This is a genomic window from Paraburkholderia sp. USG1 (assembly GCF_031570135.1).
Classification (GTDB): domain Bacteria; phylum Pseudomonadota; class Gammaproteobacteria; order Burkholderiales; family Burkholderiaceae; genus Paraburkholderia; species Paraburkholderia dioscoreae.
In genome coordinates, this window is the sequence record NZ_JAMWXW010000006.1 from 101,655 (window position 1) to 117,337 (window position 15,683).

Annotated in this window: 11 protein-coding genes; 8 read left to right on the forward strand and 3 right to left on the reverse strand. The window is 61.9% G+C overall.

The window, feature by feature from the left end; translation table 11 throughout:
• Nucleotides 1–100: 100 nt before the first annotated feature.
• From NE850_RS10085 to NE850_RS10115, 7 genes are all read left to right on the forward strand, one after another.
• Nucleotides 101–1,096 (forward strand): bifunctional riboflavin kinase/FAD synthetase, encoded by a 996-nt coding sequence (locus tag NE850_RS10085; RefSeq protein ID WP_007180622.1) that lies wholly within the window; start codon nucleotides 101–103, stop codon nucleotides 1,094–1,096.
• Between the two features lie 172 nt (nucleotides 1,097–1,268).
• The gene (ileS, locus tag NE850_RS10090) at nucleotides 1,269–4,106 is read left to right on the forward strand and encodes an isoleucine--tRNA ligase (protein ID WP_310698707.1); all 2,838 of its coding nucleotides are present in this window, start codon (nucleotides 1,269–1,271) and stop codon (nucleotides 4,104–4,106) included.
• Nucleotides 4,107–4,117: 11 nt separating this feature from the next.
• On the forward strand, nucleotides 4,118–4,627 hold the full coding sequence (gene lspA / locus NE850_RS10095) for a signal peptidase II (protein ID WP_035518496.1): 510 nt from the start codon (nucleotides 4,118–4,120) through the stop codon (nucleotides 4,625–4,627).
• A 112-nt stretch (nucleotides 4,628–4,739) separates the two neighbouring features.
• On the forward strand, nucleotides 4,740–5,954 hold the full coding sequence (gene coaBC, locus NE850_RS10100; RefSeq protein WP_007180619.1) for a bifunctional phosphopantothenoylcysteine decarboxylase/phosphopantothenate--cysteine ligase CoaBC: 1,215 nt from the start codon (nucleotides 4,740–4,742) through the stop codon (nucleotides 5,952–5,954).
• 79 nt (nucleotides 5,955–6,033) lie between these two features.
• The gene (locus NE850_RS10105; protein ID WP_310698708.1) at nucleotides 6,034–7,053 is read left to right on the forward strand and encodes an LLM class flavin-dependent oxidoreductase; all 1,020 of its coding nucleotides are present in this window, start codon (nucleotides 6,034–6,036) and stop codon (nucleotides 7,051–7,053) included.
• Between the two features lie 13 nt (nucleotides 7,054–7,066).
• Nucleotides 7,067–7,513 carry a dUTP diphosphatase gene (gene dut, locus NE850_RS10110; RefSeq protein WP_007180617.1) on the forward strand — a complete coding sequence of 149 codons (447 nt, stop codon included), beginning with the start codon at nucleotides 7,067–7,069 and terminating at the stop codon, nucleotides 7,511–7,513.
• A 420-nt stretch (nucleotides 7,514–7,933) separates the two neighbouring features.
• Complete coding sequence (locus NE850_RS10115) at nucleotides 7,934–10,444, forward strand: hypothetical protein (RefSeq protein ID WP_007180616.1); 2,511 nt, start codon at nucleotides 7,934–7,936, stop codon at nucleotides 10,442–10,444.
• Nucleotides 10,445–10,510: 66 nt separating this feature from the next.
• Here the strand turns inward: NE850_RS10115 and clpA are convergent, their stop codons facing one another.
• A complete protein-coding gene (clpA, locus tag NE850_RS10120; RefSeq protein ID WP_007180615.1) occupies nucleotides 10,511–12,808 on the reverse strand; it encodes an ATP-dependent Clp protease ATP-binding subunit ClpA in 2,298 nt (765 codons plus the stop codon).
• Nucleotides 12,805–13,119, reverse strand: a complete 315-nt coding sequence (gene clpS, locus NE850_RS10125; protein ID WP_006050100.1) for an ATP-dependent Clp protease adapter ClpS — start codon at nucleotides 13,117–13,119, stop codon at nucleotides 12,805–12,807. Before clpS ends, clpA begins: the two co-directional genes overlap by 4 nt.
• A 550-nt stretch (nucleotides 13,120–13,669) precedes the next feature.
• On the opposite strand from clpS, the gene NE850_RS10130 reads away from it, so the two are divergent.
• Nucleotides 13,670–13,876: a cold-shock protein gene (locus tag NE850_RS10130; RefSeq protein WP_007180614.1), complete on the forward strand. Its 207-nt coding sequence runs from the start codon at nucleotides 13,670–13,672 to the stop codon at nucleotides 13,874–13,876.
• A 274-nt stretch (nucleotides 13,877–14,150) separates the two neighbouring features.
• Here NE850_RS10130 and icd read toward each other — a convergent pair whose 3' ends face one another.
• The gene (icd, locus tag NE850_RS10135; RefSeq protein ID WP_007180613.1) at nucleotides 14,151–15,407 is read right to left on the reverse strand and encodes an NADP-dependent isocitrate dehydrogenase; all 1,257 of its coding nucleotides are present in this window, start codon (nucleotides 15,405–15,407) and stop codon (nucleotides 14,151–14,153) included.
• Nucleotides 15,408–15,683: the final 276 nt, after the last annotated feature.

Genomic DNA, 15,683 nt, shown 5'->3' on the forward strand with positions numbered 1-15,683 from the left:
CGGGGACACTGAAACCGCGACGCTCCGCCGTCCACCGCGCTGAACGTTTATAATCGTTCGTTTTGCGGCACCCCGGCCGCTCCACCTCAAACCCGCTATCGTGAGAGTCTTCCGCGGTCTTCCCAATGCTGAAAGCCGTGCGCCCTGCGCACTGACCATCGGCAACTTCGACGGTGTCCACCGCGGCCATCAGGCTCTGCTCGCCCACGTGCGGGCGGCTGCCGATGCACGCGGCCTGCCTGTCTGCGTGATGACCTTCGAGCCGCACCCGCGCGAATTCTTCAACCCGGCGGGCGCGCCGCCGCGCATCGCCATGCTGCGCGACAAGCTCGAGGCACTGCGCACCAACGGCGTCGACCGGGTAGTGGTCGAGCATTTCAATCACACGTTCGCGAGCCAGTCGCCGGACGCGTTCGTCGAACGGATCATCGTCAACGGGCTGCATGCGCGCTGGGTCATGATCGGCGACGACTTCCGCTACGGCGCAAAACGCGCCGGCGACTTCGCGTCGCTCAAGGCCGCGGGGCAGCAACACGGTTTCGAAGTCGAACAGATGGCCACAGTGGCCGATCCGTCGGGCGCGCGCATTTCCAGCTCGGGCGTGCGCGCGGCGCTGGTGGCGGGCGACCTCGACTCGGCACGCGCCGCACTGGGCCGCGACTACGTGATCAGCGGCCACGTCGTGCACGGCATGAAGCTCGGCCGCGATCTCGGCTTCCCCACGCTGAACCTGCCGATCGCCCACAAGCGCCCGGCGCTCGCGGGCATTTTCGTGGTGCGCGTGCATGGCGTGGGGGATGAACCGCTGCCCGGCGTCGCAAGCCTCGGCCTGCGCCCCACGGTGGACGATTCCGGTCGCGTGCTGCTCGAAGTTCACCTGCTCGACTGGCATGGCGACGCGTATGGCAAACTCGTGCGCGTCGAATTTCTGAAGAAGCTGCGCGACGAGGAAAAGTACGTCGACCTCGAAACGCTGACCGCCGCCATTGCGCGCGACGTAGCCAACGCGCGCGCGTGGTTCGCGGCCGTCGGCGCCGGCACGCCGGGCAGCCGCTCCACCGGCTTCGCCACCTCGGCCACCGACCGAATTAGATAACCGCCGTGGTCCACGCAAGCGCTTAAGCACCGCATGCGTGGACCTTCGCCGCGCGCATCGAAGGGCGTCCGTGAGTCACGCGACATGCCTGCCGGGCGCGCCCCACGCCCCTCGCGCATCGTGCGCATTCCGCGCCCTGCTGCGCATAGAAAGAATTCACCGCGACCTCATCATGAGCAACAAGAAAGCCGATTCGAAACCGCAGTCACGCTACCCGCTCAACCTGCTCGACACGCCGTTCCCGATGCGCGGCGATTTGCCCAAGCGCGAGCCGCAATGGGTCAAGGAATGGCAGGAACGCAAGATCTATGAGAAGATCCGCGCCGCCTCCAAGGGCCGCAAGAAGTTCATCCTGCACGACGGCCCGCCGTATGCGAACGGCGACATCCACCTCGGCCATGCGGTGAACAAGATCCTGAAGGACATGATCGTCAAGGCGCGCAATCTGGCGGGCTTCGACGCGGTCTACGTGCCGGGCTGGGATTGCCACGGCATGCCGATCGAAATCCAGATCGAAAAGCAGTTCGGCAAATCGCTGCCGGCCGCTGAAGTCATGCAGAAGGCGCGTGCCTACGCGACCGAGCAGATCGAGAAGCAGAAGGTCGGCTTCCGGCGTCTGGGCGTGCTCGGCGACTGGGACAATCCGTACAAGACCATGAACTTCACCAACGAAGCCGGCGAAATCCGCGCGCTCGCGAAGATCATGGAAAAAGGCTACGTGTTCCGGGGCCTGAAGCCGGTGAACTGGTGTTTCGACTGCGGCTCGGCGCTCGCCGAAGCGGAAGTCGAGTACAAGGACAAGACCGATCCGACCATCGACGTGCTGTTCAGCTTCGCCGAGCCGGGAAAGACCGCTGAGGCGTTCGGCTTGAATGCGCTGCCGCGCAACGAAGGCGGTATCGTGATCTGGACTACCACGCCGTGGACCATCCCCGCCAACCAGGCGCTGAACCTGCATCCGGAAATCGTCTACGCGCTGGTCGATACGCCGCGCGGGCTGCTGATCCTCGCGGAAGAGCGCGTCGAAGCGTGCCTGAAGCAATACGGTCTGGAAGGCACGATCGTCGCCACCACGCCGGGCGCGAAGCTCGTCAATCTGCGTTTCAACCATCCGCTTGCGTCCGCGCATCCGAGCTACAAGCGCACCTCGCCGGTCTATCTCGGCGACTACGTGACCACTGAATCGGGCACGGGCGTCGTGCACTCGTCGCCGGCGTATGGCGTGGAAGACTTCGTGTCGTGCAAGGCGCACGGCATGTCCGACTCCGACATCATCAATCCGGTGATGGGCGACGGCCGCTATATCGAATCGCTCGCGCTGTTCGGCGGCTTGTCGATCTGGGCGGCCAATCCGCAGATCGTCGAAGCGCTGCAAGGCGCCGGCACGCTGATGCGCACCGAGAAGTACACGCACAGCTACATGCACTGCTGGCGCCACAAGACGCCGATCATCTACCGCGCCACGTCGCAATGGTTCGCCGGCATGGACGTGAAGCCGAACGATACCGACAGGACGCTGCGCGAGACCGCGCTCGAAGGCATCGAAAACACCGCGTTCTATCCCGCGTGGGGCAAGCAGCGCCTGTTCAGCATGATCGCGAATCGCCCGGACTGGACGCTGTCGCGCCAACGCCAATGGGGCGTGCCGATGGCGTTCTTCGTTCACAAGGAAACCGGCGAGCTGCATCCGCGTACGCTGGAGTTGCTCGAAGAAGTCGCGCAACGCGTCGAGAAGGCCGGCATCGAAGCCTGGCAGTCGCTCGACCCGCGCGAGCTGCTCGGCGACGACGCCAACATGTACGAGAAGAACCGCGACACGCTCGACGTGTGGTTCGATTCGGGCACCACGCACTGGCACGTGCTGCGCGGCTCGCACAAAGACGAACTGCAATTCCCGGCCGACCTCTATCTGGAAGGCTCGGACCAGCACCGCGGCTGGTTTCACTCGTCGCTGTTGACCGCCTCGATGCTCGACGGCCGCCCGCCGTACAACGCGCTGCTCACGCACGGCTTCACCGTGGACGGCGAAGGCCGCAAGATGAGCAAGTCGCTCGGCAACGGTATCGATCCGCATGAAGTGGCGAACCGCCTCGGCGCGGAAATCATCCGCCTGTGGATCGCCTCGACCGATTACTCGGGCGAGCTGGCGATCTCGGAAGAAATCCTGAAACGCGTCACGGAAGGCTATCGCCGTATCCGCAACACGCTGCGCTTCCTGCTCGCGAACCTGTCGGACTTCGACTTCGCGCAGCACGCGCGTCCGGTCGAAGACTGGCTCGAGATCGACCGCTATGCGGTGGCGCTGTCGGCGAATCTGCAAAGCGACATCCTCTCGCACTACGAGAAGTACGAATTCCACCCGGTGGTCGCCAAGCTGCAGACGTTCTGCTCGGAAGACCTCGGCGGCTTCTATCTGGACGTGCTGAAAGACCGTCTGTACACGACCGCCGCGGACTCCGTCGCGCGCCGTTCGGCACAGACCGCGCTGTATCACATCGCGCACGGCCTGCTGCGTCTGATGGCGCCTTTCCTGTCGTTCACCGCAGAAGAAGCGTGGAAGATCTTCGAGCCGAACAGCGAGACGATCTTCACCGAGACGTACCACGCGTTCCCGGCCGTGCCGGAAACCGGCGCGCTGCTCGACAAATGGACGCTTCTGCGCGCCGCCCGCAGCGACGTGACCAAGGCGCTGGAAGAAGCGCGCGTGGCCAACCTGATCGGCTCGTCCCTGCAGGCGGAAGTGGAAATCCGCGCCAGCGGCGCACGCTACGACGCACTCACGAGCCTCGGCGACGACCTGAAGTTCGTGCTGATCACGTCGGCGGCGACCGTGGTGAAGGTGGACAGCGAAGCGGAAGAAGGCGTCGAAGTGATCGCCTCGAAGTATCTGAAATGCGAACGCTGCTGGCACTATCGCGCGGACGTCGGCGCGAACGCCGAACACCCCACGCTGTGCGGCCGCTGCTTCAGCAATCTGTTCGGCAACGGTGAAATCAGGAGCGCGGCATAATGGCGAGAACCATGTCGAAAACCGCGTCGAAAACATCTGCCGCAAACGGGTCGCTGGCGCCCTGGCTTGGGGTTGCGCTGATCGTCATTCTGTTCGATCAGTTGACGAAAATCGCAGTCCAGAAGGTGTTCGCCTACGGTGTCGCGCATGAGGTCACGTCGTTTTTCAACCTGATCCTCGTGTACAACCGCGGCGCGGCGTTCAGCTTCCTCGCAATGGCGGGCGGCTGGCAACGCTGGGCGTTCACCGCGCTCGGCGTGGTGGCCGCGCTGGTGATCTGCTATCTGCTCAAGCGCCACGGCGGGCAGAAAATGTTCTGCACGGCGCTCGCGCTGATTCTCGGCGGCGCGCTCGGCAACGTGATCGATCGGCTCGCGTATGGCCACGTGATCGATTTCCTCGATTTTCACGTGCGCACGTGGCACTGGCCGGCGTTCAATCTTGCCGACAGCGCGATCACGGTCGGCGCGATCTTGCTCGTGCTCGACGAGTTGCGGCGCGTACGCGGCAGCGTACGCTAAGGCCGCAGTCGCTCGCGCTCAGGTTCGCGCGCCAGTACGGTTTGAAAGGCGCGGCGGCGGGATGCAACGCCCCGCCCCGCTGAGCGCCACCACGCTTTGTCGGAGGCTTTCGTTGGCAACCGCAGAACTCGCAGGAAAACACCTCGTCCTTGGCATGACGGGCGGCATTGCCTGCTACAAGATCGCCGAACTCACGCGTCTGTTGACCAAGGCCGGCGCGACCGTGCAGGTCGTCATGACCGAAGCGGCCACGCAGTTCATCACGCCCGTCACCATGCAGGCGCTGTCCGGCCGTCCGGTCTATACCAGCCAGTGGGACGGGCGCGTGCCGAACAACATGGCGCACATCGATCTGTCGCGTGAAGCGGATGCGATCGTGATCGCGCCCGCCTCCACCGATTTCCTCGCCAAACTCGCGCACGGCATGGCCGACGACCTGCTGTCGACGCTGTGCGTCGCGCGCGATTGTCCGCTGCTGGTCGTGCCGGCCATGAACCGGCAGATGTGGCAGAACCCGGCCACCCAACGCAACGTCGCGCAATTGCGCGCGGACGGCGTCGAAGTGCTCGGCCCCGATTCCGGCCCGCAAGCGTGCGGCGAAGTCGGCGACGGGCGCATGCTCGAAGCCGCCGCCACCTACGAAGCCGTCGCCTCGTTCTTCGCGCCGAAAATCCTCAGCGGCCGGCGCGTGCTGTTGACCGCCGGGCCGACCTTCGAACCGCTCGATCCGGTGCGCGGCATCACCAACCGCTCCAGCGGCAAGATGGGTTTTGCGCTGGCGCGCGCCGCGCAACAGGCGGGCGCCGAGGTGCATCTGGTCGCCGGCCCCGTCGCTCTGGAAACGCCTTGGGGCGTGTTCCGCCAGGACGTGCAAACCGCCCAGCAGATGCACGACGCGGTAATGCACTCGATCGCGGACGCCGACATCTTCATCGGCGTGGCCGCGGTGGCGGACTGGCGCGTCGATCACGCCAGCGAGCACAAGATCAAGAAGACCGCGGATCGCGCGCTGCCGAGCTTCACGTTCGTCGAAAATCCGGACATTCTGGCTTCGGTGGCAAAACTGCCGCATCCGCCGTTCACGGTCGGCTTCGCCGCGGAAAGCGGCGACCTCGAAGTCCACGGCGAAGAAAAGCGCGTGCGCAAAAATGTGCCGCTGCTGATCGGCAATCTCGGCCCGCAGACTTTCGGCCTCGACGATAACGAAGTGATCCTGTTCGAAGCAGGCGGCACGACCAGGCTGCCACGCGCCGACAAGCAGACGCTCGCGCGCGCGCTGATCGCGGAGATCGCCAGGCGTCTGCCCGACACAAGTCTGATTCGCTGAACCGTCCCGGCCGCACGCACGCCGATGCGCTCGCCGTGAGTCGCGCAAGCGAATTGGAATCATCTGGAGCGGTACAGACATGACGCGACTATCCGTACTCGATCAAACGCCGGTGATCGCCGGGCACTCGGTGGCGGACGCGATTGCCGCCACGGTTGAACTCGCGCAACTCGCCGACGACCTCGGCTACACGCGTTACTGGTGCGCCGAGCATCATGGCCTGCGCGGCGTGTCGAATCCCTGCCCCGAGGTGATGCTGGCGCGCCTGGGCAGTGTGACGAGCCACATCCGGCTGGGCTCCGGCGGCGTGATGCTGCCGTATTACAGCCCATTCAAGGTCGCCGAGCAATTCATGATGCTCGAGGCGCTGTTCCCCAATCGTATCGATCTGGGCGTGGGACGTGCGCCGGGTGGCGACATGCGCACCGCGCAAGCGGTCGCCGCCGGCGACTACAATCGCGGCGATATTTTTCCGCAGCAAGTGGCCGATCTGCTCGGCCTGATGCACGGCACGTTGCCCGCCGATCACATTGCGAGCGGCGTGCTGCTGCAACCGCAAATCGATACGCGTCCGCAAGTGTGGATGCTGGGGTCGAGTGAATTCGGCGGACTGCTGGCCGCGCAACTCGGCATTCCGTTTGCGTTTGCGCACTTCATCAACGCGCATTTCGGGCACCAGGTCGCGCATGCGTATCGCGAGCGCTTCAAGGCCGGCCACGCGTTACAGCAGCCGTATCTGGCGGCCGCCGTGTTCGTGATCTGCGCGGACACCGAACAGGAAGCCGCGGATCTCGAAAAAGCCGTCGACCTGCGCCGCGTGCAGATGGCCTATGGCTTGAACGAACCGATTCCGTCCATCGAACAGGGCATCGCGCAGGAGTACGGCGAGCGCGAGCAGCTCGTGATCTCGCGCGAAAAGCCGCGCAGTATCATCGGCGCGCCGGCAACCGTCACTGAACGGCTTCATGCGTTGCAGGAGCAGTTCCAGGCGGACGAGCTGATCGTGCTCACCGTTGCGGGCAGCTATCGCGCCCGGTTGCGCTCCTATGAACTTCTTGCCGAGGCGTTCCAACTCGAACGCCCGGCGTCCACTCCTTAACCTTCCAACCTGCATGAAACTCGACCTGAAGATCCTCGACGCGCGCATGCGCGATCAGCTCCCGGCTTACGCCACCACCGGCAGCGCGGGCCTCGACCTGCGCGCGTGCCTCGACGAACCGTTGACGCTGAAGCCCGGCGAGACCGCGCTAGTGCCGACGGGTCTGGCGATTCACGTCGGCGATCCGGGCTATGCCGCACTGATTCTGCCGCGCTCGGGATTGGGACATAAGCACGGGATCGTGCTCGGCAATCTCGTCGGTCTGATCGATTCGGATTACCAAGGCCAACTGATGATCTCGACGTGGAACCGCGGCGAGACCACCTTCGTGCTGAACCCAATGGAGCGCCTGGCGCAACTGGTTATCGTGCCGGTCGTGCAGGCGGAGTTCAATATCGTCGACGACTTCGAAACCAGCGAGCGTGGCGCGGGTGGTTTCGGCAGCACGGGCAAGCATTAAGACAGATTTCCCCCAAACCCGTGCTGGTTGAGCCCAATCCAGCACGGCTCTCTCCCTCGTTTCAAACCCTCCTCGCGTCTTTCTCCGACGACCCAGATTCGGAATTATCCGATTTGGACCTTCACTTCTCCCACCTATAAATCAACCACCAGCCTCTCCGATCCATCCGGCCACACTTGCTGATTGATTGCTGGCCACATCACGTTCCCGTTTTCCAGTTCCTGCTTTCGTTTCCCGTTTCTGAGTTCCCCTCAAAGCCAGACAAAGGAGGTTTATATCATTATCTTCAATTCATAAATTTACTTAGTTATCCATACCATAGCCAATCTGGTACGGATGCATTGCTCTCCGGACAGAACTTTTTCTTCGCCCATCCGGGCAAGCAGCCCAAGTTCACCGGACAACCTGAATGGAGTCACCATGAAGATCGAATATGATGCAATCGTCGGCCCGGGTGCCAATGAATGGTATGGCACGATCATCGTCTCCAACCTGCGCTATGAAGACGGCAGCGCTGTCAACGTCAGCGAGTTCCTCGCATTCAACTTCCATTCGCCGGCCAATCTGGATGCCACGGCCATCCAGCCGCAGTTCATCAGTTGGGTGGTGGGCGAGACTTCCGTGCAAGCCTCGCAAATTGGCGACGGCGACTTCGACGTCACGGTGACGATACCGTTCACCACGTCCTATACGATGCAGCCGCCCGATCAGATCACGATCGGCATCAACGGCAACCTTGTCGCCCATCCGGACACCTGGCTCGACTCATTCGTGTTCGCGGCCGATCACGAGCCGACAATCTTCGGCACGGTGTCCGCCGCGTGCGAGACGGCGCCGGACCCGGCGCTGGCGAACGTGACGCCCGTTCTCACGCTCGCCCAAGGCAGCATGGTCACCACCTTGCCGCTTAGCTACAGCGGGAGCGTCACCGCGAGTCTCGAACAGGGCGGCTACACGGTGAGCGGCGACAGCATTGCTACTGTCGATGAGACTGTCGTTGCGCCGCTTGTCATCAGTCCCACTTCGGTGGAAGTCACCGCAGGCAATACCTCGACGATCAAAGTGACATTCGGGCCGGTAGAGCGATATTGCGCGCTCGACATTTCGATCGGGTCGCTCGCGGGTTTGTCGAAGGAAACGCTCAGTGTTACGCTGACCGACAGCAAGACCGGCAACACCCTCGCTGCATTCGACGCAACGACCAACAGCGTGACGTCGCTGCGAAAACTGCCGCCGTCGGGCACTGCGCGCGTATCGATACAAAAGGTCGCACTGAACGACGTCAACTACTCGTTCGCGGTGCCGGATATCACGCTGACAGACGCACTGCACAAGGTGGTTATCGACGACTCGACGATGGCGAGCAAGCCAGTCAATACGTCGGGATACGTCAAGGTCGCGATCGAGGTCACTGCCGAACAGACGCTCGATCGCCAGATCGACTTGCGCCTGATCGCCAGCGACATGAACTATCTGCAGACAGTTGCCGTCGAATCGCAGCAAACCGCTTTCTCGGCACTCGTCCGGCCGGGGCATTACACGGTGGAGACCGCCGACTTCCTGTCGGCGGGCGTCGTATATGCGGTCAGCGGGCCAGCGCAGTTGGACGTGAACGGTGACGGCCACATTGAACTCGACGTGACGGTCGGCGCATCCGCCGATCTGCACGTGCGCGGTTTCCCCGAGTATCTATGCTTCGGTGGCTGCGCCGATTTGCAGCCGAGCAATCTGGCCGACTTCGCGGCGGCGCGCGCGACGTCGGTCTTCGATTACGCCGGCACCGACGGCGCCGGAGACTCGAACGTGTTCCTGAGCGACGACGTGCAGACCAGAACGACGATCACCCTCGCTCGCAACGTCGAAACGCAACTGGGCAAGGGTCAGCCCGTGCTGCCCGTGATGGTCTCGTACACCTGCAACCTGTCGCTCGGCGACACGCCGACGATCCTCGCCAACGCCGACGCGCACGCGCACAGCTTCGCGAACTACATCCTGGCACTCAACATCGCCACGGAGGCGATCGACAACGATCACCCGGTGCCGGCAGGTTTCATCGTGAACCCGGACTTTCTCGGCGCGTGCGAGCAGGCCAACTTCGGCGCGACCTACGCCATGCCGGTGCGCGGTCCGCTGCAAACCGCGCTCGACCATTGGTCGCTCTCCGCAGCCATTCCCGACAATATCACCGAGGACATTGCGGGCTACGTCCTCGCCGTGAACTGGCTGACCCGCACGGTAGCGCCAAGCGTGACTTTCGGCTGGCAGATCAATCTCTGGGGTGTCGGCTACTCGGAGTGGATTTATGAGGACACCGACAAAACGGCGCAGATGGCGCAGCAGACGTCTGACTATGTTGTCAGCCTCGGCGTGTACGACGGTCCGTACGCGCCCGACTTCCTCGCGATCGACCGCTACGAAGCGGACGACTTCACGCAGCGCGCGTACGTGAACGGCTACTGCTATGGTCCTCGCGAATGGAAACGCTACTTCGATTTCTGCAAGACAGTGAGCCGCGCACTCAAATTGCCGGTAATGCCGTGGCAGATTCCCGCGAGCCGCATTCCGAATACGACCGACCCGGTCGCGGCTGATTTCGACTCTCAGCATTGGGGAACCGGTGGCAGTTGTTTGCTGGGCGATCCGACAATCGGCTCCGACTATCGCAACGTGCATCCGACTATTCTGGCGCTTCAATTCCCGCCGGCGTTCCAGCAATCCATGGGTGTTACCGCCGAAGATATGTTCCTCCGGTCCGAACCATTCGACATTTCGAATCCGCTGTATGGCGACTTCCCGCTGCGCGGCATCTTCACCGTCCTGCTGGGCGGCGGCGCGACAACCGGCATTGTCTCGGCGATCGGCAATCCCGAGGCCTGGGCGAGAGAAAAGCTGAATGCCTACATGGACGATCCGATCAAGTTCGATCAATAGCATCGGCCCAAAAAAAACGGCGTGGACCTATGAGTCCACGCCGTTTTTTAGTACTAACGCTTACGCTTATTCGACTTCCACCGCTTCCGGATTCGGATTGCGCGGAGCCGGATGCTCGTCGAACGTCAACTGGACCTTGTCTTCCGCATCCACGTCGACCGTCACGCGACCGCCGTTCATCAGCTTGCCGAACAGCAGTTCGTCCGCCAGTGCACGACGGATCGTGTCCTGAATCAGACGCTGCATCGGCCGTGCGCCCATGAGCGGATCGAAACCGTGCTTGGCGAGATGCTTGCGCAGTGCGTCGGTGAAGAGCGCATCGACCTTCTTCTCGTGCAACTGATCTTCCAGCTGCATGAGGAACTTGTCGACCACGCGCATGATGATTTCTTCATCCAGTGCGCGGAAGCTGATCGTTGCATCCAGACGGTTGCGGAACTCCGGCGTGAACATGCGCTTGATGTCGACCATTTCGTCGCCGGTTTCCCGACGATTCGTGAAGCCGATCACCGACTTGCCCATTGCCTCGGCGCCCGCATTCGTCGTCATGATGATGATGACGTTGCGGAAATCCGCCTTGCGGCCGTTGTTGTCCGTCAGCGTGCCGTGGTCCATCACCTGCAGCAGCACGTTGTAGATATCCGGATGCGCCTTCTCGATTTCGTCGAGCAGCAGCACGCAATGCGGCTTCTTCGTGACAGCTTCGGTCAGCAGACCGCCCTGGTCGAAACCGACATAGCCCGGCGGCGCGCCGATCAAACGGCTGACCGCATGACGCTCCATGTATTCCGACATGTCGAAGCGGATCAGCTCGATGCCCAGCGTGAACGCCAGTTGCTTCGCCACTTCGGTCTTGCCGACGCCCGTGGGGCCGGAGAACAGGAATGCGCCGATCGGCTTGTCCAGCTTGCCCAGACCCGCACGCGCCATCTTGATCGCGGCCGACAGCGCGTCGATAGCCGGGTCTTGCCCGAACACCACGCTCTTCAGATCGCGATCCAGCGTTTGCAGCTTGCTGCGATCGTCTTGCGACACGCTTTGCGGCGGGACGCGGGCAATCTTCGAAATGATTTCCTCGATCTCGTTCTTGCCGATAGTCTTCTTCTGCTTCGACTTCGGCAGGATGCGTTGCGCCGCGCCGGCTTCGTCGATCACGTCGATCGCCTTGTCCGGTAGATGACGATCCGTGATGAAGCGTGCCGACAACTCAGCCGCCGCCGACAGCGCGCCCGACGAATACTTCACACCGTGGTGCTCTTCGAAGCGCGACTTCAGGCCACGCAGGATCGCCACCGTCTGTTCGACGGTCGGCTCGGTCACGTCGACCTTCTGGAAACGGCGCGACAATGCCGCGTCTTTTTCGAAAATGCCGCGATATTCCGTGAACGTGGTCGCGCCAATGCACTTCAACGTGCCCGACGACAGCGCCGGCTTGAGCAGGTTCGACGCGTCCAGCGTACCGCCCGACGCAGCGCCTGCGCCGATCAGCGTATGAATTTCGTCGATGAACAGGATGGCGTGCGGACGTTCCTTCAATTCCTTGAGAACCGTCTTCAGGCGCTGTTCGAAGTCACCGCGATACTTGGTGCCGGCGAGCAGCGCGCCCATGTCGAGCGAATACACCTGGGCATCCGCCAGAATGTCCGGCACTTCGCCGCGCGTAATGCGCCACGCGAGACCTTCGGCGATCGCGGTCTTGCCGACGCCGGCCTCACCGACCAGCAGCGGATTGTTCTTGCGACGACGGCACAGCACCTGCACCACACGCTCGACTTCCGACTCGCGCCCGATCAGCGGATCGATGCGGCCGTCTTTCGCCATCTGGTTCAGGTTCTGGGTGAACTGCGCGAGCGGGGTTTCTTTCTGCGCGGCGGCTTCGTCGGACTCGGCATTCGCGTCGCTCGCTTTCGCGGCGTCGGTGCTGCTCGTCTTGGCGATGCCGTGCGAGATGAAATTGACCACGTCCAGACGCGTCACGCCCTGCTGCTGCAGGTAGTACACCGCGTGCGAATCCTTCTCGCCGAAGATCGCGACCAGCACGTTGGCGCCGGTCACTTCCTTCTTGCCATTCGAGGTGGACTGAACATGCATGATCGCGCGCTGGATCACACGCTGGAAACCCAGCGTGGGCTGCGTGTCGACGTCGTCCGTGCCAGGCACGGTCGGCGTGTTGTCATGAATGAAGTTGCGCAGGTTCTGGCGCAGATCCTCGATATTGGCCGCGCATGCACGCAACACCTCCGCTGCTGTCGGATTGTCCAACAGTGCCAGCAAAAGATGTTCGACCGTTATGAACTCGTGCCGCGCCTGGCGTGCTTCCATGAACGCCATGTGCAGGCTGACTTCCAGTTCCTGGGCAATCATGCTTCCTCCATCACACACTGCAGCGGATGCCCGGCCTGCCGTGCGTGGGTAACGACTTGCTCGACTTTGGTCGACGCGATGTCCCGCGTATAGACCCCACAAACTCCCCTGCCCTCGCGATGCACCTTCAACATTACCTGTGTTGCGGTTTCTCTATCTTTATTGAAGTATTCCTGCACGATCATCACGACAAATTCCATCGGCGTGAAGTCGTCATTCAGCAGCACCACCTTGTACATGGATGGCGGCTTGAGCTTTTTCTCCTGCCGCTCCAGTACGGTGCCGTCCTGCTTGTCCGGGATAATCGCCATACACCCATTCTAAACAACTAGGACAGGCCCGCAATCCTGTCAAAACCCGGCCAACCGGCCAGTAAGCCCGTTCGCGACCGCCTGATGGGCGATTCCCCGCCACGCGTGCGTTAAATCGACGAGCCGATTTGCGGAGCCGGCCCCTATCCTGTGATGCTTGCGGCCGTGCTGCGCCGCAGTCGGATCGAGTATCGCACAACCTGCCGTAGCTGGCTGACGGCTCGCCTGGCCCAGTCTTCGCCGAGGCGACCCGCTGAACAGCAGGTGAGTCGATTATGCGACTTTTCAAGACGGCCCGCTTGCGCAACCGCACATAACGAAAGCGGGAAAAACCCTGGAAAGTGCCTGTTTGCAACGCGGCAACGGCATCTCAAAATTTTCTTGACACCCGAATAAAGAGCCTCAACAATCAAGCTGGCACTTTTTTCACCAAGCCATAATTTCGAAAAAATGCCGATGGTGAGCTTGTGAGGAGGGAGCGGCTGCATCGCGCGGTCGTCGAGCTTTTCGAGGGCTCGTGGTAGTGACATGAGTTACAGGGGAAGTTGGAATGGCAACTGGTACGGTCAAATGGTTCAATGACGCAAAAGGTTTCGGATTCATCACGCCTGACGAAGGTGGCGAGGATCTGTTTGCACACTTCTCGGCCATCCAGATGAATGGGTTCAAGACCCTCAAGGAAGGCCAAAAGGTAACCTTCGAGGTCGTGCAAGGCCCGAAAGGCAAACAGGCATCGAACATTCAGGCGCCTGCCTGAAGCTGCTCGATACCCGTCCTTTGAAACCCGGCTCCGTGCCGGGTTTCTTTTTTTGGGTTTCGTCCTCTGGTCGCTCCGAGGCTTGTTCTGGTTGTATCCGGCGCGCACATGTCCCATATATCGGGTAATTTCTTCGGTCTGCTGCCGAGTGTCACGTTTTGCGCTTCAGCTCGCGCGTTACGAAAACATCGCGTGAAGCCACAAACACACAACCCCGGCCGCCTCCCGGCGCCGGGGTTGTACATGCGAACCAGTTCGGCCCAACGCAAGCTGCTTACAGATTCTCGATCAGCACCTGGCCGAAACCGGAACACGACACCTGCGTCGCGCCTTCCATCAGGCGCGCGAAATCGTACGTGACGCGTTTTTGCAGAATCGATTTTTCCATCGACTTGATGATCAGATCCGCTGCCTCGGTCCAGCCGAGATGGCGCAGCATCATTTCCGCCGAAAGAATTTCCGAGCCTGGATTCACGTAGTCCTTACCGGCGTATTTCGGCGCAGTGCCGTGCGTGGCTTCGAACATCGCGACCGAATCCGACATGTTCGCACCCGGTGCGATACCGATACCGCCGACCTGCGCGGCCAACGCATCCGACACATAGTCGCCATTCAGGTTCAGCGTGGCGATCACGTCGTATTCAGCCGGACGCAGCAGAATCTGCTGCAGGAACGCATCCGCGATCACGTCCTTCAGGACGATGTCGCCGCCCGTCTTCGGATTCTTGATCTTCATCCACGGGCCGCCGTCGATCAGTTCCGCGGCGAATTCCTTTTGCGCCAGCGCGTAACCGTAGTCGCGGAACGCGCCTTCGGTGAACTTCATGATGTTGCCCTTGTGCACCAGAGTGACCGAACGGCGATCGTGGTCGAGCGCGTACTGGATCGCCTTGCGCACCAGACGCTCCGTGCCTTCACGCGACACCGGCTTGATGCCGATCCCCGACGTTTCCGGGAAGCGGATCTTCTTCACGCCCATTTCTTCGCGCAGGAACTTGATGATCTTTTTCGCCTGCTCCGATTCGGCCGGCCACTCGATACCCGCGTAGATGTCTTCCGAGTTTTCGCGGAAGATCACCATGTTGGTTTTCTCCGGCTCGCGCACCGGCGAAGGCACACCCTTGAAATACTGCACCGGACGCAAGCACACATACAGATCCAGTTCCTGGCGCAGCGCGACGTTCAGCGAACGGATGCCGCCGCCCACCGGCGTGGTGAGCGGGCCCTTGATCGAGACGACATACTCCTTGAGCACCTGCAGCGTCTCTTCGGGCAGCCACACATCCGGGCCGTACACCTTGGTGGACTTCTCGCCGGCGTAGATTTCCATCCAGTGGATTTTTCGCTTGCCTGCATACGCTTTTTCCACAGCGGCATCCACGACCTTGATCATGACCGGCGTGATGTCGATGCCGGTGCCGTCGCCTTCGATGTACGGAATGATCGGCTGGTCCGACACGTTGAGCGAGAAATCGGGATTGACGGTGATCTTGTCACCGCCGGTCGGAACCTTGATGTGCTGATACGGCATGATCGGACTCCAGTGAAGGCTATGCTGAAAGCTGATGGGAGACTGCGAAAACGGGGGCGCTCCTCGCTACGCGCAATGCCGCACGCCGGCAAGCGGCCTGGCCGCTATTCTAGCCCACGCGAACGCTGCGCCGAGGCCGCGGCGGCTCGGGGTTTTCCAACATGGACGAAGTCAATCCAGCGAGGCACAACTCTTATGTCTTATATAAGACAACGAGCTTAGCGTCGCGCATTATGCTTTATTATCCCGCCATTTACTATTGGCCCGACGCCTCCC

What these genes read in the sequence shown, in the direction of transcription:
- ileS (WP_310698707.1), top strand. Translation starts at nt 1,269, where the DNA reads ATGAGCAACAAGAAAGCCGATTCGAAACCGCAGTCACGCTACCCGCTC.
- lspA (WP_035518496.1), top strand. Translation starts at nt 4,118, where the DNA reads ATGTCGAAAACCGCGTCGAAAACATCTGCCGCAAACGGGTCGCTGGCG.
- NE850_RS10105 (WP_310698708.1), top strand. Translation starts at nt 6,034, where the DNA reads ATGACGCGACTATCCGTACTCGATCAAACGCCGGTGATCGCCGGGCAC.
- dut (WP_007180617.1), top strand. Translation starts at nt 7,067, where the DNA reads ATGAAACTCGACCTGAAGATCCTCGACGCGCGCATGCGCGATCAGCTC.
- NE850_RS10115 (WP_007180616.1), top strand. Translation starts at nt 7,934, where the DNA reads ATGAAGATCGAATATGATGCAATCGTCGGCCCGGGTGCCAATGAATGG.
- clpA (WP_007180615.1), bottom strand. Translation starts at nt 12,808, where the DNA reads ATGATTGCCCAGGAACTGGAAGTCAGCCTGCACATGGCGTTCATGGAA.
- clpS (WP_006050100.1), bottom strand. Translation starts at nt 13,119, where the DNA reads ATGGCGATTATCCCGGACAAGCAGGACGGCACCGTACTGGAGCGGCAG.
- NE850_RS10130 (WP_007180614.1), top strand. Translation starts at nt 13,670, where the DNA reads ATGGCAACTGGTACGGTCAAATGGTTCAATGACGCAAAAGGTTTCGGA.
- icd (WP_007180613.1), bottom strand. Translation starts at nt 15,407, where the DNA reads ATGCCGTATCAGCACATCAAGGTTCCGACCGGCGGTGACAAGATCACC.